A 22,738-nucleotide genomic window follows, 5' to 3' on the forward strand; every position below is an offset into this window, starting at 1 on the left:
CAGACGAACCGCCTTGGCCCGGGTCTGCTCGTCGTACTTGCTCGGCATGACTGCCACCTTCCCAACGAAGGAGGTGTGCATCAAACCCGGGGTGGTTCAACGTCGGTCACGACCGGCACCCTCAAGTGCTCACCGCCAGGCCAGCCCTCGCTGGTCCCCGGCTCGCGCCGCAGCCGTAACGCTGCAGGCTCACCACGTCGCCGCCACTACTAGCCGTCACAGGACCAAGACCGTATGCCCGCTCGCGGCTGCGTCGGGGCGCAAGACATCAACCTCACCCGCGAGGTCATCTGCGACCCCTAGCAGCCTCCAGCCAAACAAACTCGAGGAGCAGTGCAAGCACATCAGAATCTGAACGACTGGCGCTGAAATTCCGTTCTCACATCGCTCAGGAGGTAACCCAACTGCCCATAGAACGCGGGGTCGTAAGGGTACAGGCCAAGATGCGCGCAGTACCGTTCAAGCATCTCCGACGTGAGCCGCTCACGCTTTAGTCGTCGCGTGTACCGCTCGGTCTCCTCAAACGGCAGCGGATCGCCGTAGGTGTCGAACGCTCGACGTCCCTCCCAGGTCGACTGAATGACCCTTACCGTGTCTGCGCCCCTATGGACAACGAACTGAAGATCCCGGCCACCATCCCACTCTGACGTGCCGTCCACGAGGACGACGCCCTCGAATCCAGCCCTCATGCACAGGCTACTCACTGCTGTTACCGCGTCGGATGCGGGCATGTCGTCGAAGTACGCCGTCCATTCCCCGCCGCAGTCCCACAGCAGTTCACGGTCACGTCCGGGACCGAACGGCAGCAGCCGCTCGATGCCAGATGAGAGCGGTCCTGCTACCTTCTCCACGACGAGGCCCTGTGGCCGCTCCGCGAACCACGCGTGCGACCGCCGCCACCGCTCCAACGCCTCAGCGGCGACCGCCACGTTCACCTTGAAGAAGCCCATGCCACGGCCGGGAACAGGCAGTTCAGATATCATGGCGCTCCACGTCAGTTCATCATGAATCAGCCAGATCTCGGCGTCCGGATCGTTGGCCAGGATCCTACGGAAGTGATCGACTCCCCGAGTCGAGACGACTGGTCCGTGTAGTGGAAAGTCACGTCATCGCCGAGACTATTTGTGAGCGCATCAACGAACCCGATGGTCCGGCATTCGTTGGAGTTGTGAACCAGGACGGACTTGGCACCCGCCAGCACACAGCACGTGTGGACGCGGTCGACACCAATGGCTCGTCACCGTGCGCGACCTCAACGGGCAGACCCGCCAACTTGGCATCGCTCGGAACTTCGACCATCACGTCGCTTCCCCATCGAAATCACGGTCGAGAACTGCGGTTGTGACAGGCCAACTCATCGCGGCATACCTCTCAGACGCGCCACGCGATCTGCGACCCGCGCGTCTTGCAGGAGATCCAGCGACACTCCTGCGCGCTCGAGCATGACCAGAGACGGCGCAAGAATTGCATCTATCAGATCTTGAAGGACAATCTGCCCAGGAGCCTCCGCAGATACGAGCCTCAGTCGACCGACGAATGTCTGGAACACGTCTACATCTATTTCAACCATGTCCTCACTGATCAAGTCGAAACCCGGCGGCGCTCCGAACGCGCCACCGAGAGCATCGGCACATCGAACGTACGCATCGCCGACCTCGAGTGCGGGCGACCAGACCGTGGTTCCGTGGATGTCAAAGATGTAGCTCATTGGGCAAATCTTGTCACGATAGTCACCCCAGGGTGCGCACTGCGTAGACCGTCGATCGCGGCCTCGACCTGCGATCGGAAGCCAGCGTCCATCGGCGAGGAGAAGTCGAACCCAATCGGCGCATTCTCGTACCCTGGCATGTGTTGCCGTGCCTCAAGGTACCTGGAGAATTTCCCGTCGATATGCTTGGCAATCCAACCACTCGGGTCCTTCGCCGCAGATGCAGACTTCATCTCCCAGAGGACCCCATCTTGGATTCGATCGATATCAGTGATGGTTCGCCCGGCATTGAGCGGATCCATGACTTGATAGTCTCGCACTCCCTCAAGCGCGCCTCTCGTCGCCGCGCCTGCCTCAGATCCAGCACCAGCCGCTCCGGCCTCGGCCCTTGCGGTACGGGCCGCCCGCGATCCGATCTTAATAACGGTGCCGGCTCTGCCAACCATCGCCGCCTCACCACCGGGGACGAAGAGGAGCACCACGCCAAGGATGATGTCGGGCATGAATTCCTCGCCCGGGATCGGCTTGTAGGGGCCGTACTTGCCTTTGAAGCCTTCTGGCAGCACGCAGCCTGGGCCGCCGTTACAGCCGGCCATCTCGAAGAAGCGGTCGGGGTGCGGGCGGGCCTCAGGCTCGGGCGGTGGACTCGAGCCGCTGTTGAGAGTCCGTTCCACCGGCCTGCCGCAGGCTGACTCGGTTTCGGGATCGAAGGCACAGTGACCGTCGCCTTCCACACCGGTGATCGGGTTGCCGCCCGCGAACATGTACCGGTTCGCGTTCCATGGGTCCGTGCCGAGGGCCATATCGCTGAGAGCACCGTTGTACATGTCCCGGGACAGGAACCGGTTGAGGCCGGGGTTGTACTCGCGGAAGCCCATGTCGTAGGTGTTGGTGGCGCCGTTGAAGCGTTTGGAGTTGAAGCGGTAGGGGTTGACGATGTCGGCGTTCTTGGCCGGGTCGCCGTCCACGATCGCGTCGTCACCGGTCGTGCCGACCTTGTCGGGCTGGCCGTAGGCGGTGTAGCGGTACGTCGACGTCGTGACGCCGGTTGACGCGTCGGTCAGGGTCTCGACGTCGCCGTGGGGGTTGGTGCCGTAGAAGGACTTCTTCGACGTGGTGCCGTTGACCGGGGAGTCGACCAACGAGAGGTTTTCGCCGTTGGCGCCGTAGGCGTAGGATTTCGAGGTCTTCCAGGTGCCTGCGGTGTCCTTCTCCTCCTCGATTGCTACCTGGTCGGCGAGGCCGACGAAGGTGTAGCGGGTCGAGATCGAGGCGGCGGCGCCGACCTTTTCGGACTGGTTCACCACGCGGTCGAACGGGTCGTAGGTCTGGTTGCGGGTGAACGTTGCGGTGCCAGCGGTGTCGAATTTTTGCTGGCGGACCAGGCGGTCGTAACCGTCGTAGGCGTTCTGTTCGACGACCTGGCTACCTACGTCGGCGGTAGTCGAGCGGCCGAACAGGTCGTAGCGCTGGTTCAGGGTCGTGCCGCCGGTGACTGTTTTGGTCAGGCGGTTGCGGTCGTAGGTCATCGTCGACGTGGTGGCGCCGATGGTCTGTTTGGTGGTGTTGCCGGCTGCGTCGTACTCGTAGGACTCGTTGTCGCCCTTCTCGACACCGGTCTTTGTGACTGCCTCGAGCTGGCGGGCCGGGGTGTAGGTGTAGTTCGAGGCTTGGTCCAGATAGTCCGAGCTGTTCGCCTTGAGGAGCTTTTCGACGTCTTGGGAGCGGTCGCCGTCGGGGGTGTAGCGCAGCGCATGGGACGAGATGAGTTGCTGGGCGTGCTTTTCGGTCTGGATCCGGGGCAGGCCGTCCTCGTGATACGTGAACGTCGCGACATTGCCGTTCGGCTTCGTGATCGTCGAGCGCAGGCCGCGGCCGTCGTAGGTGTAGGACCAGGTGTCCAGCGTCCCGGTCGGCGAGTCGCCAGCCTTGACCGTGTCGACCAGGTTGCGGACATCCCACGTGTAGCCGGTGTAGCGGCCGACCTTGGGGGTGCCGGCACCCGAGTCGGCCGGGCGTTGGGCGTTGGTAGAGAGGACGTTGGAGTCGAGGTCGTAGGTGTAGTCGGTTGTCGCCTTGGTCGCGCCGGCCTTCAACTCCTGGACCTGCGTGGTGCGGCCCAGGCCGTCGGTGGTGATCTTGAACGTGTCGGACGCGGCGTTCGGGTTGTTGTCCTTGACCTCGGTCTGCTGGCCGTTCAGGTCGTAGTTATGGGTGAACGACCGGGACTCGACCGGGCTGGTCGAGACCAGCTTGATCGCGTCCGCGCTGACGACACCCGTTGCTGAGGGCTTGAGCGTGATCGTCTTGGCGACGCCGTTCGGGAACGAGTAGTTGCCCAGGTTGACCCATGGGGTGGCTGCGGTGCAGGCCTTCTGGTCGATCGTCTTGGTCGCGGCACCGGTGGAGTGGTTGATCGTGTACGTCGCCGCTGTCGACCCATCCGCGCGCACCGGGCAGGACGCGTACACGTCGAACGAGCCCGCGACATCCGGCAGCACTCGCCAGTTGAACGTGTCGCTGGCCTCCGGCGTACCCACAGCCGCGGCGAGGTGGGTGCGGTAGTTGGCGCCCTGGGTGTTGGTGCCGCCCGGGACCGTGGCCCAGGTGCCCGTCGAGGTGGTCTGCCAGGTGTCGGCGTTGTCGACGATGTCGACCGGCTGCTGCGCGGCGGTGTCGGATCGGGACTGCAGCGCACCGTCCGGGTAGTAGCCCCAGGCCTGGGTCCGCTTCGCGTCGTCGCCCGGCACGGTCAACGTGCGGTCGGTCTGCTGGCCAAGCTGGTTGTAGCCGTACGTCGCGGTGATCTGCCACGGGTCCGTCGACGTCTTGATGTCACCGGATCCGAAGTAGGTGAAGTTCGTCCACTGCGTACCCGAGCTCTCGAACGTCGGATCGGACTGGGCCTTGATCTCGCCGGTCGGGTAGTAGGTGATGAACGTGCTCGACGGCGTCTTGTACAACGTGGTCGACGTGTCGAACGCGGACTTGTTCTGGACCGGCCGGTTGTTCTTGTCGTAGACCGTCTCGGAGTACCGGCCACTCGGCCGGGTCTGGCGGGTGACGTTGCCGGCCTGGTCGTAGGCGAGCTTCGTGACCCGGTCCTCCTGATGGCCGCCGATCGGGGTATGCGGGACGTGGATCTCGATCGGTTGGCCGGCGTCGTCGTACTTGGTCGTCTTCGTGTTCCCGGTCTGGTTGATCTCTGACGTGACCAGGCCGTCGGCGTCGTAGACCGTCTTCGACGTGTATCCGGCCGCGTCGGTGACCGCGGTGGGCCGGTGGTTCAGGTCGTAGACCGTCTTCGACGTGTAGTCCGTCGCAGGAGACGCGTTCCGCAGCGGATCCATCACCGTCACCTGGTTACCGACCAGGTCGTACTCGTACGTCGTCGTCGGCGTCTTCGTCGTACCACCGTCGACGAACGGCGTCTCGACCTTCAGCACCTGACCGACCCGGTCATAGCTGTACTTGGTGACGAAGTCGTTCGGGTCCGTCGTGGTCGCGACACCCTTCGGCGCGGTCTCGGTGACCTTGCGGCCCAGCACGTCGTAGGTGTAGGCGAGCTGGCGCCCGGTGGTGTTGTTGTCCGGCAGCGTCTTGGTCAACAAGTTGTCCGCGGCATCGAACGTCGACACCGACTGCGCACCGTTCGGCGCCGTCTCCTTCGTCACGTTGTCGTTCAGGTCGTAGTCGGTCGCCGTGGTCCGCACCACTGCCCCGTCGTACGGCTTGGTGATCTTCGTCGGACGGCCGAACGCGTCGTACTCCGCCGTCGTCAACCGCAGCAACGCGTCCTTGACCTGCAGCACATTGCCACGGTCGTCGTACGTGAACTCGGTCTTCGCCAGCTCAGGATCGGTGATCGACAGCGGGTATCCGCTGGCGTGGTACTTCGAGTCGTCGCCGTACTGCGTCGCGTTGCCCCGAGCGTCCGTGACCGTCGCCAGAGTCCCGTTCGAGTTGTAGCTGTACGTCGGCCCGAAACCGAGGCCGTTCTTGACGGTCTTGATGTTGCCGTTCGCGTCGTAGGTGAACGTGTTCGTCCGCCCTGCAGCGCTCTTCTTCGACAGCAACACCGTCGGCTTCGCGCCTGTGGTCAGCTCCTGATACGTCAGGACCACCCCAGGCAGGCCGTTCTTGACCGCCATCGCATCCTTCACGACGAGCGGGTAGCCGGTCTTCGGGTCGTACTCCCACGTCGACACCGCGTCATTGGGTTCCTGCAATCGGATGACGTTGTGATCCCGATCCCAGGCCAACGACGTCGCCTTCGTGCCACCGATCGCGTTCTGGTTGGCGTCCACGATGCTCGTGGTGCGCCCGAACGCGTCCATCTTGTACGTCGTGACCGACGGCGTGCTGCCGTTGACGTCGGTGACCGTGGTCAGCCGGTCCAGCGCGGACGGGTCCGGCTGGGCGTACGAGAACGTGGTGTTGTTGTTCCGGCGGTCCGTGTAGCTCTTGGGCCATTTCGCGTACGTCGAGTCCTCGTTGGACGTGTAGTACTGGACCTTGGTCTCGGCGTTGCGCGGATCCTTGACCGAGATCAGCTTCGTGTTGCTGTTGTTCGACGTGTCGGTGTAGGCGAACTGGAACGACTTCACCACCGCACCCGGGTCGAACGCGCCGTTGTTGAACGGGCCGCCGTCCTCGAGCTTGATCAGCTGTGACGAGGTGTTGTAGTTGAACTTCAGCGCCCGCCCCGAGATGTCACGGATCCACACCAGCTTGCCGGCACCACCCGACTCGTACCCCAGCGTCAGGACCTGCCGGTTCCGGGCATCGGTGACGATCGACAGTCGGCCGTCGGTGTCGTAGCTGAACGACATCGTGTTGCCGTTGCGGTCCACGACCGACGTCTGACGTTTGGTGCCAGAGTCGAAGTAGAACCGGGTGCCGTCCGGCCGTGTGAACACCCACCGATGTGCGGTGTCAGCGGCCAGGTCCTCCTTCAGCTCGAGCGCGACACCTGCCGGGCGCGTGTACGGAACCTCGTTCGGCTTCTGCGGATCCGGCGTATCGGCCTTGTAGATCTGCGTCGTGCCGTCGCCGTCCACAAAGGACACCACGTTGGGGGCGACCGACAACCCGCTGCCGAGCCTGGTCAGCGTCGCCGGCTGCACCGAGAACCCGTACCCCGGCGCCGACGCCGCCGTGTCGTCCTGGCTGTTGTACGCCAGCCTGACGAACGCCGACGGGCCGATCGACGGGTTCGACAAGGCGTCGTACGACCACACGACGTTGCCGTTGTAGAGGTTCGTCAGCAGCTGCGAACCGCCACCGGTCTCCTCACCGGTGTAGGACATGAACTTCTCCAGCCCCAACCCACCCGACGTCGCCGACTCCACGTAGCGGTCGACGCACAACAAGCCGGCCGTCTCCATCACGCAGCCTTGAGCAGGCCGGGCCGGCGGAGACGTTGCATTGTCACCGTCGTACCAGGTCTTGTCCGGCTTCCTCAGATCCAGATGCAGGTCGTACGACTGCCGCTTCGTACCGGTGTCAGAATTGATCGGCGCCCTGACGGGCAGATCCACGGTTTGCGACTCGCCCGGTGCCAAGGCCCGTCCGAGCGGGACACTGAGGCGCTCGCCCTCGGTGGTCAGATCGACGGTGCTGCCCGGGTCCGTCCACCGGTACGACACCAGCAAATCGCCGTCCCAAGGGTCCTTCGAGGTGTTGGTCAGCGTGACCGGCGTGGTGATCGTGGTGTTCGGCTGGAATCGTTCGGGAATCTGGTCGGCCTGGTAGGTCTCGGCCTCGTTCTTGGCCAGGTGTTCGATCCACAGGCGGGGCCGGAACAAGCTGTCCGGGGACTCGCCGTTTGTGATGCTGAACAGCTGCTGCTGCACGGTCTCGTCGTGCGTCTTCAGCAGCAGGCCGTGATTGTTGCCGGGGTTGTCCACCCAGGACTGGATCTTCGGCAGCAGCACACTTCCCTGCGCGGTCGACGTGAACGTCAACCGTTTCGGGTTGTTGTCGGACGTCAGGCTGGTCAGCACCGCCGGGTCGTAGTCACCACCCGGACCGGTCCAGTTGATCGTCGACGCCGCCTGATTCCACGTCGCCTCGGTCTCGACGAAGTCCCGCGTCAGCCCGTGCAGATCAAGCGTTGCGCTGCCGGCACCGGAGCCGTAGTTCGAGAACAGCTCGACCCGCGCGTCGGTGACCTTCGTACCCTGCTTGACAGCCGAGGTGTCGAACTTGAACACCCCGCGCTCGACGCCGTACGTCGGGTGGTTGTTGCCGACCTGCACCCAGTACCGCGTGTTTCCGGTGCCGCCGTCCGGACGCGACACGTTCTCCGTCGCCTTCGTCTTGCTCAACGTGGTGTCGGAGATGTCGCCGCCGAACGACTGCAGGACCCGGCCCTCGCGCGGCATCGTCACCGTCTGCACGTTCGACGCGGCCTTGCCGTTCGACGTACCGTCACCGACCGTCCGCGCCACAACCCAATAGCTGTAGGTGGCGGCCTCGGTTGCAGTCGATGGCTTCGCAGTCGCATCGGTGAACGACGTCACCTCCGGCGCAACGGTCCCGACCAGCTCGACTGCACTCGGCGATGTCGTCGAGAAGTAGTCGCCCACCGGCGTGGTGCAGCCGTCCAACGGCAGGTCGCGGCAACCGCGGAAGATCTGGTACTCGACCAGGTCGTCGTCATCGGCCGGCGTCGGGTCGATGTACTTGTTCCAGGTGAGCTCCGCACCGGAGGCGTTGATCGTCGACGGCGGGTTCAGCGTCACGCCAGGCTCGTCGTACGTGACGACCAGGTTCGGCCGAGCCGCGGTCTCCCCGCCGTACGTCCCCTCGCTCGCGCTGTAGTACAGACCACCGGCCGGCGCCGTCGCCGGCGCCTCGTCCACAGCCTTCAGCATCACACCGAAGTTCTGTGCAGGGTTGCTCACCCACGACTGCACATAGCTGCCCAGCCCGTACGAGTGCCACCCGTCCCGGTCACCGGCCTGCTTCGTCGCCGTGGAGTACTTCGTCCACTTCATCGCGTCCGCGATCGGAATGGTCAACGCCACAGGCGACTGCTGCCGCGTGGCCTTGACCTGCGTCGTGTTCCCCGGACGGGAATGGATGGTGCCCAGCGTGTACCACAGGTCACCTCCCGGACCTGGCGTACCGGCCGTCTGGTTCCACTGGACGGTCTGTGTGGTCGGCACGCCGGCGGACGTCGCACCGACGAGCGTCGTCGGCAGGATGCCCCGCACACTGTTCGGGTAGTAGTGCCCCTGCACCTGATAGTCGCCCTCGCTCGGCACCCGCGCGCTCCACGTGAACGTGTCCGGCGCGGATCCCGTCAGCGCGTACGAGAACGACCCGTTCACCGCGCTCGCGTTGCTCTGGTACTTCCACGGCCCTTCGTACGTCGCCGACAACGTGTCCTGGTCATCGACCTGCACCGTGTTGGACGCGTAGGTGCCGTTGAACGCCGTGTTCATCGACGTCCACGTCGCCGTCGACTCCGACCAGGCGGACGTCACCTTCACCGCCGCGAACGGCAGCGTCACATCCGCACCGAAGCCCGCCCCGTAGTGCATGTTCAAGTCGGCCGAGCGGATCGTCGTGGTGGTCGGGATCATCGACGTGTCGAACTTCAGCAGGCCGCGCCACGTGTTGTGGCTCGCGTCATCGCCGACCAGCACCGTCGGGTTCGTGCCGTAGTTGACGCCCGCGTTCGCCTCGGAAATCGACGTGTCCTGGGCGGCCGTCGGGTCCGGTACGACGACGATCGTCGGGTCGATGACGATCGGGAACACCCGTTCCTTCGCTGCCAGCCACGCCTGATCCGGCTTCAGCGTCAGCAGCGTCTTGCCACCCTGCTGCGTCACCGTCTGGGTGATCTTGTCCGAGTACCCCGGCTGACCGAGCTGGTTGGTCGCCGAGGAGTCGTACATGTTCGGCGCCGGGATCACGTACTTCGGTCGCTCGTCGCCGTTCTTCTTGAAGAACCCGATCGACCCGTCCGGCTGCGCCTTCGCCGTCAACCCACTGGTGTGCAGCTCGAACGCGTACTCACCCGCCACATCCGCGTCAGCCGTCAGTACGACGGTCTCCTTCACGCCGGTGCGCGACACGTAGTACCGCACGTCCGCCGTACCGAACACGTCCGGGAACGCCACCGACGAGTCCTTCACCACCGGCGTCAGCGCCCGCTTCTCACCGGCCGCACCGAGCCCGATCGACTCCCCGTCCGCCTCGAACGTCAGCAAACGATCGCTTGACTTACCGAACCGCGTCCGGAACGCGTTCTTCGCGTTCTCGAACGAGTCCTCACCGCTGCCGGCGGTGACCTTGGTGTCGATGTCCTGCCACTTGCCCTTGGTGTCCTTGTAGTGCACCGGCTCCGTCGACAGCTCGACCTGCGTGGTCCCGTCGGACATGCGATACGAAGTCGACGACGCCGTACGCCGCTCCTCGAGCTCCCGCACCCGCGCAGGCGTCCCGTCGACGGTCGCGACCGTCGACGCGTTCTTCACCCGCGCGGGCAACGGCGCCGCCAACGGACCAGCCGCCGCACGAGCCACCTGCGGTGCGGCGACCTGCGCGACCTCCTGCGGGTGCGCAAGAGCGGTCGCGGGAACTCCCAGAGATGCCGGGAGGGACAGTACGAGGGCATACGTCAGCCACCTGCGGGTGCGGCGCATCGACACTCCAAGATCGGGCGGATCCGGCGCACCCCGAGTGACACCGGCGAAGAAAGTCAGGAGAGTTTTATCCTTCCAACACCCACCGGCGCAACTCGATTGCAGCTTGTTGCAAAGTTAGGAAGCCCTTAGCAACAAGGGCAAACCGCTCTTTCGTTGGCGAGTCCCACATGACCGCCGAGTAGCGTGTATGGTCCCGGCGTGTGGAACCGCTGTTCGGCCCTCGCGATCTGCTCACAGCGACCGGGTGACCACGCAAAGTTGTGATCTAGGCCAATTCATCACTGATCGGCAACATTTTCACTGACCCGGCGATTCATCTCGTACTCTCCGTCCGGGGATTCATTCGTACGACCTGGGGGGACCCATGTTTCGGAGGCTTTTGGCCTCGGCTGCCGCATTGGCTGTCGCAGCGGCGGCGATCGTGTTCATCGACCGGGCGGCCGATGCCGCCGCGGCCGGTGTCAGCATCACCGCGACGCAGGCGTCGAACGGCACGACCACGCTGACGTACCGCGCGACCGTGCTCAAAGCGGGCGCGATCCGCGAGGTCACGATGGCGATCCCGGCCGGGACCACCGGGCGGGTCACCTCGATCAACGGCACGGTCAGCTCCGTCACGAGCACGGTGCTGCGCTGGCGACCCGCCCGCGTCACGAACGTCGCCGTCGGCGCGCGACTCGCGATCCCGCTGTACGGCCTGAAGCTGCCCGCCGGCGGTCCGTGGACGCTGGGATTCAAGTCGATCGGCACGGCGGGCCAGGTGATCACCTCCGGCGCCGGCGTGCTGCAGCCGTTGAAGACCTACACCGCCGCCGTCGCGGTCAAGGCGACGAACCCGATTCCCGCCCAGACAACGAATCTGACCTACCAGGCCACGATCACCAAGGCGGGCACCCTCGGCGCCGTGCGCATGCAGTTGCCGACCGGGGCCACCGGCACGTACGGCACCGTCAACGGCACGCTCTTCGTCAGCGGCGGCTACGCGACCTGGAAACCGAAGTCACCGCTCAACGTCGCCGTCGGCGCACGCCTGGCGATCCCGGTCAACAACGTCCAACTCTCCCGGTTCGGCGGAACGATGAGCCTCACCGTCTCCGCGACTACCGCCACCGGCACCGTCCTGAGCACCGGCGCCGGAAGCATCGCGTTCATCGCGCCACCCGCCGAGATGCCCGCCGTCGCGGCCGCGGGCTTCGCCGCACCTCCCACCGGATGTCCGGACGCCTGGCCGACGACAACCGCCGAGAACGCCAAGTCGGGCACCGGTGACTGGGTCATCCCGACCAGCATGAACGGGACGCTCGCTGCCTACCTGACGCAGGTCTCGGCCAGCTGTGGCGACTCCGTCGACCTCAAGGTCACGTCCGGCAACCCGGTCAGCGTCGTCGCCTACCGCATGGGGTACTACGCCGGACTCGGCGCGCGAGAGATCTGGCGGCGGGACGACGTACCGACTGTCGTTCAGGACGCACCGACAACCGGCGGCGCGTCGGCCGACGGCAAACCGCTGCGGATGACGTCGGCGGCGAGCTGGTCCAAGACGCTCACCATCCCCGTGGACAAGGACTGGGCGCCGGGAACGTACCTGATCAAGGTCAGCGACGGCACCTCCGCGACGTACGCGCCACTGACGGTCCGCGACGACACCGGCACCAAGCACGCCCTGATGATCCAGCAAGCGACCACGACCTGGCAGGCGTACAACAGCTACGGCGGATCGGGCTTTTACACCGGCGGAGTCGACGGCGGCTCCGGCCGGCTGACGTTCGACCGGCCGTACAACGAGGGCCAGGGCTCCGGGCAGTACCTCACCCTCGAACAGGGACTGGTGTTCTGGGCCGAGTCGAAGGGACTCGACGTCACCTACTGGACCGACAACGACCTCGACCAGTACGGCGGTCAACTGCCGACACGAGCCGGGACACTCTTCCTGCCCGGGCACGACGAGTACTACTCGCTACGGATGCGGGCCGCGCTCAGCCAGGCGATCGCCCGGGGCGTCAACGTCGCCAACCTCGGCGCGAACACGGCGTACCGCGTGATCACCTTCACCGACGAGACGCGGCGGGCCTGGGACATCGACCGGTACACCGACGGCTACAACTCGACGACGTGGCGCTATCTGGGTGACGCCTACGCGTCGCAGCCGCTGCTCGGCGCGGACTACATCTGCCCGGTCATGGGCAACACGCTGACCACCGGCGGCGGATGGATCTTCGATGGTGTCGCCAACGGTACGGCGCTGCCCGGCTTCATCGCCGGCGAGGTCGACTACGTCTGGCCCGACCTCTACAAGCAACCCGGCCAGACAACAGTCGCCAGCGGCACCGGAGCGTGCCGGTCGAACGGCCGCGCCGCACCCATGCACGTCACGGCGTACACCGCACCGTCGGGTGCCCGCGTGCTGAACGGGTCGACCTTCGCCTACGGCTGCTTCCTCGTCGGACGCTGCCCCTCGAACTGGACCGTCCCCTCCCCCGATGCGGCCTCGCAGAAGACGGTCGCGACCATGGTCGCCAACATCGCCGAGTGGGTCTCCCGCGGCACCATCGCCGTCCCGGCCGAAACCACGGCGGCGAAGATCCGTGTCGCCGTACCGAAACACCCGCTGCAGACCAATACCCAACCCTGAGCGAGTTTGCGCTCCGCCGGCCGGGACCCGACAGGGTCCCGGCCGGTTCCTTTGGAGACCCGCAGTTGGTCAGGTGAGATGAAAACCGTTATCGTTTTCGCTTGTCTGTCGGTGTCGTGAGGAGTGAGGTCTCCAGATGGGTTTGTCGTTGAGTCGGCGTGGGTTGCTCGGGCTGGCCTCGGCTGGGGTGGCGGCTGTGGCGGTGCCGGGGTGTGCGCCGGGTGGTGACGCGGCGCCTGTTGCCGGGGCGCCGCGGGGTGGTGGGCGGTTGCGGGCGGTGTTCTCCGGGGGTGGGGCGACGGAGGTGCTCGATCCGCATCAGACCAATCTGTACGTCGAGATCGCGCGGGCGAAGGCGTTGTTCGACAAGCTTGCGGACTACGGGTCCGACATGGCGCCGCAGCCGCGACTCGCGGAGCGGTGGGAGCCGAGCGCCGATCTGCGGACCTGGCGGATCACGTTGCGTGCGGCAAGCTTCCACGACGGTCGTCCGGTGCGGCCCGCGGACGTACTGGCGAGCTTCGCGCGGATCGTCGAGCCGGGATCGACCCGGCGCGCCAAGTCGGCGCTGTCGGTGATCGATCTGGCGAACAGCCGTGCGATCGGCGAGCGGACGATCGAGTTCCGGCTCAAGCGCCCGTACGGCGAATTCCCGAACGCTCTCGCCACGCTCGGCACGTACATCGTCCCCGGCGGCGCCCCGGATCCGGCCAAGCCGGTCGGGTCGGGGCCGTTCCGGTTCCGGTCGTTCGAACCCGGGCGCAGTTTCGTTGCCGAGCGCAACCCCGACTACTGGGACGGAGCGCCGTACATCGACGAGCTGCACCTCGTGATCAGCAACGACGAGGCCGCTCGCGTGAACGCGCTGCTCGGCAAACAGGTCGAATACGCACACGACCTCACGCCGACCAGCGCCCGCACGCACGAGAAGACTGTGCAGATCCATCGGCTGCCGCTGAGCAATTTCCACGGGCTCGCGATGAAGATCGACCGTCCGCCGTTCAACCGGCCCGAGCTCCGTCAAGCGCTGTTCCACCTGGTCGATCGCGACGAGCTGATCCGCTCCGTGCTGCACGGATCGGGTGAGGTCGGCAACGATCTCTACGGCAAGAACTACCGCTACTACGCGGACGGTCTGGCCCAGCGCAGCCGGGACCCGGAGCGCGCCAAGGCGCTGGTGAAGCAGGCCGGAGCCGACGGCCTGACCATCGACTTCGACACCTCCGACGCCTCGACCGGCCTCAAGGAGGCCGCACTGGCGATCAGCGACCAGGCACGGGCGGTCGGGCTCAACCTGAACGTCAAGCTCGGCAACAAGGACACGTACTGGGCCGACATCGCGAAGAACGGCGTACTGGCCAGCTACCGATCGGGGGCGATGCCGCTCGAGTCGCACATCTCGCAGCGCCTGCTGACCAGCTCCACGACGAACAACACGCAATGGCGCCGGCCGGAGTTCGACAAGTTGTACTACGACTCCCAGTCGACCACCGACGAGAAGCGGCGCGCCGACCTCTACCTGCGGATGCAGGAGCAGCTGTACGACGAGGGCGGCTTCCTCTGGTGGGGCGTGTCGGACTGGATCGTCGCGTCGGCGCCGACGGTGCAGGGCGTCGACGCGAACGCGCCGGCGAACACGCTCAACTGGGCGCGCTTCGACAAGGTCTGGATCGCGTGACACGGTACGTCGCTCAACGTCTGCTGCTCGGTGTCGTCCAGGTCCTCGTGGTGATGACGGGGATGTTCTTCCTCACCGAAGCGCTGCCCGGGGACGCCGCGGTGACGATCGCCGGAGACAATCCGGACCCGGCGATCATCGCAGCGCTCCGGGACCGTCTCGGCCTGAACGAGCCGGCCTGGCATCGGCTCGGCGACTGGCTGGCCGCGGCGCTGCACTGCGATCTCGGTCACTCGTTGATCGGTCCCCGCTCGGTGGCGGACATCGTGGCGGACGCAGCCGCGCCGACTGTCCTGCTGGCCGGCTTGACGGTCGTGCTACTCATTCCGCTGTCCCTGGGGCTGGGTCTGCTCGCCGCACACCGCGAGGGCAGTCGCTGGGATCGCCTGATCACGGGCAGCACGATCGGGCTGTACTCGGCGCCCGAGTTCGCGATGGGAATCCTCGTGGTCACGGTCTTCGCGGTCCAGCTCGGCTGGTTCCCGCCAACAGCCGTCGGTACGTCGCTCGCCGGCAACCCCGCCGTTCTCGTACTGCCGGTTTTTGTCCTCCTACTCCGCCCGATCTGCTCGCTGAGCCGCCTGGTGCGCGCCGGCATGATCGACGCGCAGCGGTCGGACTATGTTCAGCACGCTCGGAGGATCGGACTGTCGCCGGTGCGGATCCGTCTGCTGCATGCGTTGCCCAACGCGCTCGCACCATCAGTGCAGCAACTCGCGCGCACGGTCGACTGGCTCGTCGGTGGGGTGATCGTCGTCGAGGCGATCTTCGTCGTTCCCGGCCTCGGCACCACCCTGGCCGCGGCGGTCGCGGCGCGCGACCTTCCTGTGGTGCAGGGCCTGGCCGTGCTGCTCGCAGCCACCACAGTCTTGGTCAACCTCCTGGCGGATATCGCGGCCCGTGCGCTCGCGCCCGCGGCGGAGGGCGTCCGATGAAGACAGCGCGCGGTTACCTCCTTCCGGTGACCTTGTTCGCCGTACCGCTCCTGCTTGCCCTGATCGGCCCGTTCTTCGCGTCCGGCGACACGACCAAGGACGTGCCGTTCGACGCCAACGGCCGCCTCGGAACCGACTTCGTGGGGCGTGACGTGTGGAACGAGGTGTTGCTGGGCGGACGGTCCCTGATCCTCGTCGCCGTCGCCGCCACGATCTGCACGTACGTCGTCGCCGTACCGATCGGACTGATCGCGGGAATGACGCGAAGCCGCGGCCTGGACGAGGTGTTGATGCGTCCGCTCGACCTGTTGCTCGCGGTCCCGTCGATGCTGATGCTCCTGCTGCTCGTGTCGATCGCGCCGCAGTCCGTCTGGCTCCTCGTCGGCGTCGTTGCCCTCATCAACCTTCCGGACGTGATCCGGATCAGCCGGGCCGCCGCGCTGTCGCTGTCCGCGCGACCGGCGGTCGAGGCGATGCGGCTGCAGGGCGAGAGCCGGATCCGGATCGGCCTCGGGTACGTCGCCCGGTCGATGCGCCGTACTCTCGCGGCGGACGTCGGCACGCGCTTCACCGGCGCGACGTACCTGATCGCCTCGGCCAGCTTCCTCGGCGTCGGTATCTCGCCGCAGGCCAGTGACTGGGCCGCGATGGTCGACCGCAACCGCGGCGGCCTGTTCGTCCAGCCGTGGGCGGTCGTCGTACCGGCGTTGCTGCTCGTGATGATGGCGGTCGGCGCGAATCTCGTGTTCGACCGGATGCTCCGGGGCACGGCCCGATGAACGTCGTCGAAGTACGCGACCTCGGCGTGCGGATCGCCGAGCGCGACATCGTGTCGGGCGTCTCGTTCACCCTCGCGGCCGGCAGCATCACCGCGCTGGTCGGAGAGTCCGGCAGCGGCAAAACCACCACCGCTCTGGCGCTTCTCGGCGAGCGGCCGGTCACCGGGCATCTGCAGATCGCGGGGTCGATCGGCTACCTGCCGCAACAGCCGTCGGGAGCGTTGAACCCGGTACGACGGATCGGCGCCGTACTGAAGGAGATCGCGCGACTCCACGCACCGCGGGCACAGGTTCGGCAGCGGGTCCTGGACGCGTTGCACCAAGCTCAGCTTCCCGATGGCGAACAGTTGCTGCGCAGATACCCGCATCAGCTGTCCGGCGGGCAACAGCAGCGGGTCGTCCTCGCTCACGAGCTGATCGGCCGCCCCGGGCTCCTGATCGCCGACGAACCCAGCACCGGCCAGGACGCTGTGATCCGCGCGGGCCTGATCGACGAGCTGCGCGCCGTCGCCGAGCAGGGCATTGCGATCCTCGTCCTCACCCACGATCTGCACTTGGTCCGCCGCCTCGCGCACCACGTGCTGGTCATGAACGGCGGCCGCATCGTCGAGGCCGGTCCGCCCATAGAAGTACTGAATGCACCGGAGCACCCCTACACCCGGCGTCTGGTCGACGCCCAGCGATTGAGCACACTGCCCTCGTCACCGCCGTCCGGCGAGGCGGTTCTCACGGTGAACGACCTGGTCGCGGGCCATCGCCGGACCGAGACACTGCACAAGGTCTCTCTGACCGTCGATGCCGGAGACACGCTCGCGATCGTCGGCCGGTCCGGCAGCGGCAAGACCACATTGGCTCGCTGCATCGCCGGCCTTCATCCCCATCGCAGCGGCGACGTTCTCCTCGGCGACGTGCGGTTGTCGCCGCTCCTGCGCAGACGGACCCGTGAACAACTGGCCCGCGTCCAGTACGTCCACCAGGACACCCGGGCCTCGTTCAACGAGTTCACGCCCGTACTCGAGCAGGTCGCCCGGACCGCCGAGCGACTGCGCGGCGTTCATCGTGACGAGGCGCGGCAACGTGCTGTCGACGGCCTCAACCGCCTCGGCATTCCCGACGCAAACCGCTTGCCCGCAGCAATGTCCGGTGGTGAGTTGCAGCGCGCCGCGCTCGTTCGTGCTCTCCTGGCCGAGCCGGACGTGCTGATTTGCGACGAGATCACGTCCGGCCTCGACACCGTCGTCCAGGCCGAGCTCATCGACGTACTGCGGACCGTCCAGGAGTCGACCCGTTGCGCGCTCCTGATCATCACGCACGACCTGGCGGTCGTCGCGTCCCTCGCCGGCCGGGTCGCCGTACTGGACTCCGGCCGCATCGTCGAACACGGCGCCACGGCCGGCCTGCTGGCCGAGCCACAGCATCCGGTCACCCGCGCGTTGGTGACCGCCTCAGGTCTGGAGGAAACCCTTGATCCCATCGCCTGAACGGCGTCTCGGACAGTACGTCGTCCGCGCGGCGACGCGGGCCGACATCGACGGCGCGCGATCGGTCATGCTCGACACCTTCTACCACGTGTTCGGGCACGGCTACATCCCTCGCTGGCACGCCGACGTCATCGACCCCGCGACGGCGTACTTCGACAACCCCCGCCAGCGGCTGTTCGTCGCCGTACTCGACGAGGAGGTCGTCGGAACCGCTGCCATTCGCGCCGACGGCCCCAACAGTCCGCCCCACGCGCCCTGGATCGCCGAACGGTATCCGTCCGGGACGACCGCCCAGCTCTTCCGCGTCTACGTCCGCCCCACCCACCGCCGCCACGGCCTCGCCCGCGCCCTCGTGGACCTCGCCTGCCGTTTCGTGGCCGACACCCCCGGCTACGACAAGATCTACCTACATACCAACGCCGCGGTCGAAGGCGCCGAACCCTTCTGGCGCACCGTCGCCCACGAGATCCACGACGGCCGCACAGACCCCCACCACAGCCCTGCCGTCCACTTCGAAATCCCTATCCCCAGCACCTGACTACTCCCGGGCGCCCTGGTCGAGGACCTTGTTCACCGAGCGTTCGAGGCTTGCTCTGGTTTTCTCGTCGTCGAGGTCGTCGCCGACACGGTCGACGGTGTCGGCGATGGTGTGCCCGTGCTCGTACTGCTCGACGACGCGTGGATCGACGTACGACGCCCTCGCGACCGCCGGGGTGTTGCCGAGGTGGTCGGACACCTCGTCGAGCATCTCCTTGACCGCCTCGTTCAGCGACTGCTTCGTGGTCGGCGGCTCCGCCTCGGCCAGATCCACCGCGGCGTGGACGGTCGCGGTCCAGGTCCGCAGGTCCTTCACGGTGAAGTCGTCACCGACCAACTCGTGGAACCGGTCGTTGATCATCCCGGCATCGATCTCGTGATAGTCGTCGCCGTCGCGGTAGACCAGCAGCTGCGGCAACTTGTGCCGCCCGCGCTTCAGCGACCGCACCGCCGCCACCAGGTTGGCGTCGTCCAGCTCGATCGTCCGCCGTTGCCCGCCCTTCGCGCGGAAGTCGAACACCAGCTTCCCGTGACTGACCCGTACGTCGTCCCGCAGCAATGTGGCCGCACCGCGGCTGCCGTACTCCTCGGCGTACTCCGTGTTCCCGGTCCGGAAGACGCCGTAGTCCAGCATCCGCAACGCGACCGCGAGCACCCGCCGCCGCTGCAACCCCCGCACACACAGATCCTCGTCGACCGCCTCCCGGAACGCGGGCAGCTTGCGCGCCAGCTGCCGCACCCGGTCGTGTTTGTCCGCGTCCTGCGCCGAGCGCCAGTCGTCGTGGTAGAGGTACTGCCGGCGCCCGGCCTCATCGGTCCCGACCGCCTGGATGTGGCCGTTCGGGAACGGGCAGATCCACACCTCCTGCCAGGCCGGCGGAATCGCCAGCGTCCGGATCCGCTCCACCACATCCGTGTCGTCGATGACCTTGCCGTCGGCATCGACATAGCTGAACCCACGCCCGCGCCGTACGCGGGTGTACCCCGCCTGCTCCGGGTGACTACGCCGCAACCGCATGACAGCACCTCAGGACCGGCCGGGCAGGAACTCCTGGACCTTGGACTTGAAGCCCTGCTTGATCATCGAGGAACGATCGCTGTCGCCGCGCACGATCGACTCCAGCGCCTTCTCGATCTGGTCCCAGGTCGCATGCGGCGGGATCGGCGGTACGGCGGGATCGGTGCGGAACTCGACCACGCACGGCCGATCCGCCCGCAGCGCCTCCTCCCAGGCCGGCCCGACCTCCTCCGGTTTCTCGGCGGTCACCCCGTGCAGACCGAGCAGCCTCGCGTACCCGGCGTACGGGAACTCCGGCAGCTCCTGAGAAGGCAGGAACTGGGGCGAGCCTCCCATCGCCCGCAGTTCCCACGTCACCTGGTTCAGATCGTTGTTGTGCAGCACGGCGACCACCAGCCGCGGATCCGCCCACTCCTGCCAGTACTTCGCGATCGTGATCAGCTCGTTGATCCCGTTCATCTGCATCGCGCCGTCACCCACCAGCGCGTAGCAGGGCCGGTCCGGGAGCCCGAACTTCGCCCCGATCACGTACGGCACCCCAGGACCCATCGTGGCAAGCGTCCCGGACAGGGATCCCCGCATGTCGCCGCGGATCCGGATGTGCCGCGCGTACCAGTTCGCCGCCGAGCCGGAGTCCGCCGCCAGGATCGCGTCCTGTGGCAACCGGTGCGACAGCTCGTGGAACACCAGCTCCGGGTTGATCGGATCCGCGGACGTGAACGCGCGGCGCTCCATGACCTCCCACCAGCGCCCGACGTTGTCCTCGATCCCCGACCTCCACGACCGGTCGTCCTTGCGGCGTACCAACGGGATCAGCGCCCGCAGCGTCCGGGCCGCGTCCCCGACGAGGTTCACGTCGAACGGGTACCGCATCCCGACCATCGTCGGATCGAGATCGATCTGGACCGCCCGCGCCTGCCCGAACTCCGGCAGGAACTGCGAATAGGGAAAGTTCGATCCGACGACCAGCAAGGTGTCGCAGTCCATCATCAGCTCGTACGACGGCCGCGTCCCGAGCAACCCGATCGAGCCAGTCACCCAGGGCAGCTCGTCGGGCAGCACGTCCTTGCCCAGCAGGGCTTTCGCGACACCGGCACCGGTGAGCTCGGCAAGCTCCGTGACCTCGCCGGCGGCACCGCGCGCGCCCTGGCCGACAAGGATCGCGACCCGCGACCCCGCGTTCAGGATCTCCGCCGCCCGCTCGAGCTGGTCGGCTGCCGGGACGGGCGCCGACCACGTCAGGTCGATGCTCGACGGCACCATCTTGAACGCGTGCGACGGCGGTGTGTACTCCAGCTCCTGCACGTCCGAGGGAATGATCAGGGCGGTCACGGTACGCCGGGACGCCGCGATCCGGATCGCCCGGTCGAGCACGTTCGGCAACTGCTCCGCGACCATCACCGTCTCGCAGTAGTCGGACGCGACGTCCTTGTACAGCGTGTGCAGGTCGACCTCCTGCTGGTAGCTGCCGCCCATCGCGCTCCGCGCCGTCTGCCCCACGATCGCCACCATGGGAACGTGGTCGAGCTTGGCGTCGTACAACCCGTTCAGCAGGTGGATCGCGCCCGGACCGCTGGTCGCCGTACACACGCCCACGCGGCCGGTGAACTTGGCGTACCCGACCGCTTCGAACGCCGCCATCTCCTCGTGCCGGGCCTGCACGAACCGCGGTTCGTCGCCTGCTTTCTGCCAGGCCGAGAGCAGTCCGTTGATGCCGTCCCCGGCGTACCCGAAGACGTGCTCGACACCCCACTCCCGCAGCCGCTGGAGTACGTAGTCGCCGACTGTCGTACCCATGTCCATCCTCCCGACGAGACCCGACCGGTACCCGGGGTGTTCGGCAGCAAACCGGCCTGCTGATTGGGCAACGCGACATGGGGCACCCGATGGGTAAGCGACTGACGCGGAGGTGCGTGTGAAGATCGGATACTTCCTGTCCAGTGAGGAATACACGCCGGCCGAACTGATCGAGCAGGCCCGGATGGCCGAGGAGGCCGGGTTCGACGGCTTGTGGATCAGCGACCACTTCCATCCCTGGAACGACGAGCAGGGCCAGAGCGCGTTCGTCTGGTCGACGATCGGCGCGATCTCGCAGGTGTGCGAGCTGCCGGTGACCACTGCCGTGACGTGTCCGACGGTGCGGATCCACCCGGCCGTGATCGCGCAGGCCGCCGCGACCAGCGCCGTACTGCTGAACGGACGGTTCACCCTCGGCGTCGGAACCGGTGAGGCGCTCAACGAGCACATCCTCGGTTCGGTCTGGCCGACGCTCGACGTACGGCTGGAGATGCTCGAGGAGGCCGTCGAGATCATGCGCCGGCTGTGGACCGAGGACGGGTTCGTCAGCCACCACGGCAAGCACTACACCGTCGACACCGCGCGGATCTACACCCGGCCGCAGGAACCGTTGCCGATCTACATGTCCGGATTCGGGCCGGAGGCAACCGATGTCGCGGCGCGGATCGCCGACGGGTACATGACGACATCGCCCGATGCGGAGCTGTTGCGGCGGTTCCGTGACCACGGCGGCCTCGACAAGCCGACCCAGGCCGGGTTCAAGGTCAGCTATGCGCCGACCGAGGCGGAAGGTGTCGAACAGGCCCACCGGATCTGGGGCAACTCCGGCCTTCCGGGCGAACTCGCCCAGGTGCTCCCCTCACCCCGGCACTTCGAGCAGGCAAGCCGGCTGGTGACCAAGGAGGCCACGGCGCAGTCGGTCGCCTGCGGTCCGAAGGCGGACGTCCACGTCGACGCGTTCACGCCGTACGCCGAGGCCGGGTTCGACGAGGTGTACGTCGCCAACATCGGCCCGCACACCGTCGACATGATGAACCTCTACCGCACCGAGATCCTCCCCGAACTCCGCGCTACCGTCTCTCGGCGGTGAGTTTGAGGCGGTGAAGAGTCTCGGCGTTGCGGGGGTGGAGCATCAGATCGGCCAGTCGGTCCGGTAGCAGTGAGACCGGGCCGCTGGTGGCCTTCTCGGTCATCACCAGGCGGCACCCGGTCGGTGTCTTCGTCGCCTGGAACTCCACCTCACCCTTTCCCACGGGCCACACCCGGAGCTGCAGGCGCAGCCGGTGCAGTGGCTCGTACTCCAGGACCATCGTGGTGTCGTCCAGCAGGAACGGCCACGCGCCCACCGAATGATGGATCCGGCCACCAGGCTCCGGCCATGGCGCGCTGACGTCCCGGATCCTCGAGGCGCCCACCACCCACGCGGCGTACGACCACCCGTCCGTCAGGATCGCGAACACATCCTCGACGCTGGCTTCGATCAGACACTCGTTTTCGCTCACACTGATGCGGT

13 protein-coding genes are annotated in these 22,738 nt (G+C 66.6%); 7 read left to right on the forward strand and 6 right to left on the reverse strand.

Going from position 1 to position 22,738, the window contains the following annotated elements; genetic code table 11:
* Positions 1–344: 344 nt before the first annotated feature.
* The 3 genes from E0H50_RS40190 to E0H50_RS40200 form a co-directional block, all read right to left on the reverse strand.
* On the reverse strand, positions 345–983 hold the full coding sequence (locus E0H50_RS40190) for a hypothetical protein (RefSeq protein ID WP_131296420.1): 639 nt from the start codon (positions 981–983) through the stop codon (positions 345–347).
* A 371-nt stretch (positions 984–1,354) separates the two neighbouring features.
* Positions 1,355–1,708, reverse strand: coding sequence for a DUF6086 family protein (locus tag E0H50_RS40195; protein ID WP_131296421.1), 354 nt, complete (start codon positions 1,706–1,708; stop codon positions 1,355–1,357).
* Positions 1,705–10,365, reverse strand: coding sequence for a DNRLRE domain-containing protein (locus tag E0H50_RS40200; protein WP_131296422.1), 8,661 nt, complete (start codon positions 10,363–10,365; stop codon positions 1,705–1,707). The genes E0H50_RS40195 and E0H50_RS40200 overlap by 4 nt, the downstream gene beginning before the upstream one ends.
* Before the next feature lie 400 nt (positions 10,366–10,765).
* Between E0H50_RS40200 and E0H50_RS40205 the strand changes: the two genes are divergently transcribed.
* The 6 genes from E0H50_RS40205 (at position 10,766) to E0H50_RS40230 (ending at position 18,411) form a co-directional block, all read left to right on the forward strand.
* Positions 10,766–13,000: a N,N-dimethylformamidase beta subunit family domain-containing protein gene (locus E0H50_RS40205; RefSeq protein ID WP_131296423.1), complete on the forward strand. Its 2,235-nt coding sequence runs from the start codon at positions 10,766–10,768 to the stop codon at positions 12,998–13,000.
* A 136-nt stretch (positions 13,001–13,136) separates the two neighbouring features.
* Positions 13,137–14,678, forward strand: a complete 1,542-nt coding sequence (locus E0H50_RS40210) for an ABC transporter substrate-binding protein (RefSeq protein WP_131296424.1) — start codon at positions 13,137–13,139, stop codon at positions 14,676–14,678.
* Positions 14,675–15,613 carry an ABC transporter permease gene (locus E0H50_RS40215; protein ID WP_238151677.1) on the forward strand — a complete coding sequence of 313 codons (939 nt, stop codon included), beginning with the start codon at positions 14,675–14,677 and terminating at the stop codon, positions 15,611–15,613. Before E0H50_RS40210 ends, E0H50_RS40215 begins: the two co-directional genes overlap by 4 nt.
* On the forward strand, positions 15,610–16,392 hold the full coding sequence (locus tag E0H50_RS40220) for an ABC transporter permease (protein ID WP_131296425.1): 783 nt from the start codon (positions 15,610–15,612) through the stop codon (positions 16,390–16,392). Before E0H50_RS40215 ends, E0H50_RS40220 begins: the two co-directional genes overlap by 4 nt.
* Positions 16,389–17,873 (forward strand): ABC transporter ATP-binding protein, encoded by a 1,485-nt coding sequence (locus E0H50_RS40225; RefSeq protein WP_131296426.1) that lies wholly within the window; start codon positions 16,389–16,391, stop codon positions 17,871–17,873. Before E0H50_RS40220 ends, E0H50_RS40225 begins: the two co-directional genes overlap by 4 nt.
* Entirely contained in the window at positions 17,857–18,411 is a 555-nt protein-coding gene (locus E0H50_RS40230) for a GNAT family N-acetyltransferase (RefSeq protein ID WP_202868546.1), read from the forward strand. Before E0H50_RS40225 ends, E0H50_RS40230 begins: the two co-directional genes overlap by 17 nt.
* On the opposite strand, the gene E0H50_RS40235 is transcribed toward E0H50_RS40230, so the two are convergent.
* Complete coding sequence (locus tag E0H50_RS40235) at positions 18,412–19,428, reverse strand: DNA topoisomerase IB (protein ID WP_131296427.1); 1,017 nt, start codon at positions 19,426–19,428, stop codon at positions 18,412–18,414.
* Between the two features lie 9 nt (positions 19,429–19,437).
* Positions 19,438–21,225, reverse strand: coding sequence for a thiamine pyrophosphate-requiring protein (locus E0H50_RS40240; protein WP_131296428.1), 1,788 nt, complete (start codon positions 21,223–21,225; stop codon positions 19,438–19,440).
* Positions 21,226–21,343: 118 nt separating this feature from the next.
* Between E0H50_RS40240 and E0H50_RS40245 the strand changes: the two genes are divergently transcribed.
* Entirely contained in the window at positions 21,344–22,315 is a 972-nt protein-coding gene (locus tag E0H50_RS40245; protein ID WP_131296429.1) for a TIGR03557 family F420-dependent LLM class oxidoreductase, read from the forward strand.
* On the opposite strand, the gene E0H50_RS40250 is transcribed toward E0H50_RS40245, so the two are convergent.
* A complete protein-coding gene (locus tag E0H50_RS40250) occupies positions 22,296–22,727 on the reverse strand; it encodes an SRPBCC family protein (protein ID WP_131296430.1) in 432 nt (143 codons plus the stop codon). The genes E0H50_RS40245 and E0H50_RS40250 overlap by 20 nt on opposite strands.
* Positions 22,728–22,738: the final 11 nt, after the last annotated feature.

Source organism: Kribbella sindirgiensis (assembly GCF_004331435.1).
Classification (GTDB): Bacteria; Actinomycetota; Actinomycetes; order Propionibacteriales; family Kribbellaceae; genus Kribbella; species Kribbella sindirgiensis.

Bases quoted from the DNA above. Each gene is read 5' to 3' on its own strand.
- E0H50_RS40190 (WP_131296420.1), bottom strand. From the start codon at position 983: ATGATATCTGAACTGCCTGTTCCCGGCCGTGGCATGGGCTTCTTCAAG.
- E0H50_RS40195 (WP_131296421.1), bottom strand. From the start codon at position 1,708: ATGAGCTACATCTTTGACATCCACGGAACCACGGTCTGGTCGCCCGCA.
- E0H50_RS40200 (WP_131296422.1), bottom strand. From the start codon at position 10,365: ATGCGCCGCACCCGCAGGTGGCTGACGTATGCCCTCGTACTGTCCCTC.
- E0H50_RS40210 (WP_131296424.1), top strand. From the start codon at position 13,137: ATGGGTTTGTCGTTGAGTCGGCGTGGGTTGCTCGGGCTGGCCTCGGCT.
- E0H50_RS40220 (WP_131296425.1), top strand. From the start codon at position 15,610: ATGAAGACAGCGCGCGGTTACCTCCTTCCGGTGACCTTGTTCGCCGTA.
- E0H50_RS40225 (WP_131296426.1), top strand. From the start codon at position 16,389: ATGAACGTCGTCGAAGTACGCGACCTCGGCGTGCGGATCGCCGAGCGC.
- E0H50_RS40235 (WP_131296427.1), bottom strand. From the start codon at position 19,428: ATGCGGTTGCGGCGTAGTCACCCGGAGCAGGCGGGGTACACCCGCGTA.
- E0H50_RS40240 (WP_131296428.1), bottom strand. From the start codon at position 21,225: ATGGGTACGACAGTCGGCGACTACGTACTCCAGCGGCTGCGGGAGTGG.